Below are 1,155 nucleotides of genomic sequence, written 5' to 3'. Positions count from 1 at the left end.
CCTGGGAGGGAAGCAGGCCGGTGCCGGCACCGGCCTGCTTCCCTCCCAGGCACGCCGGTTGTGAAGAATCGTGAAGCGCGGTCAGCGCAGCGTGACGCCGTGGCCCGGTGCGTCCGGGTCCAGCGTCAGCCGCGAGCCCGCGTAGTGCGCGCCGCCCTGGAAGGGGTGGCTCGCGATGAACAGCGGCGTGTCCAGGTCCGCGTAGGTGAACCCGCCCAGGCCCGCGGCCAGGTGCGCGGACGCGCTCATCGCGAGCACGCTCTCCACCATGCCGCCCACCATCAGCTCCAGGCCCGCGGCGCGCGCCAGGCTCCACATCGTCACCGCCTCCACCATCCCGCACTTCATCGTCTTGATGTTGATGGCGTGGCACGCGCCCTCGCGGATGAGCCGCAGCACGTCCTTCGCCGAACGGGCCGACTCGTCCGCGCACACCGGCACCTTCGAGCGGCGCGTCACCTCCGCGAGCCCCGCGAAGTCGGACGCCGGCACCGGCTGCTCGAACAGCGACAGCGGCACGTCCGCCCGCTCCAGCTCCTTCAGGAAGGCCAGCGCCTCCGCCACGTCATAGCCCCCGTTCGCGTCCGCGAAGAGGCGCGCCTTCGGGGCCTCCTGGTGGATGGCGACGAGCCGCGCCGCGTCCGCGTCCGGATCCAACGCCCCGACCTTCACCTTCAGCGTGTCGATGCCCCGCCCCAGGATGGCCCGCGTGGACGCCACCGCGTGCGCCACGTCGCCGGCCGTGACCGTCATGTCGATGTCCAGCGCCGTGCCCGCCCCGCCGAAGAAGACGTGCAGCGGAAGGCGGTGGTGCCGCGCCAGCGCGTCCAGCAGCGCCATCTCCAACCCACACCGCGCGGACGGGGCGAGCGCGAGCGCATCCGAGAGCGCCTCCGCCGCCGGCCGCCACGCCTGGGCGTCCCGGCCCAATAACACCCCGCGTACGGACTCCAGCGCGGCGAGCGTGCTGCCCTGCGTCTCGCCGCTCACCGCGGTGAAGGGGGCCGCCTCACCCAGGCCCACCGTTCCATCCGCCAGCGTGACGCGCACGAGCACGTTCTCCGCCGCGTGCTGCGCGCCGGTGGCGATGGCGAAGGGCTCCGTGAGCGGCAGGTGCAGCGGCTCGAAGGTGGCGTGGGTGACGAGGGTGGGGCG

1 protein-coding gene is annotated in these 1,155 nt (G+C 73.6%); it reads right to left on the bottom strand.

The genetic code is table 11. The features are described from left to right. Window positions 1–81: 81 nt before the first annotated feature. Window positions 82–1,155 (bottom strand): dipeptide epimerase (locus D7V93_RS43265; protein ID WP_147451693.1); only part of this gene is annotated, 1,074 nt, incomplete at its 5' end.

The sequence above is a fragment of the Corallococcus llansteffanensis genome (genome assembly GCF_003612055.1).
GTDB lineage: Bacteria > Myxococcota > Myxococcia > Myxococcales > Myxococcaceae > Corallococcus > Corallococcus llansteffanensis.
The sequence above is the reverse complement of the archived record's forward strand: the minus strand, read 5'-3'. Positions and strand labels throughout refer to the sequence as shown.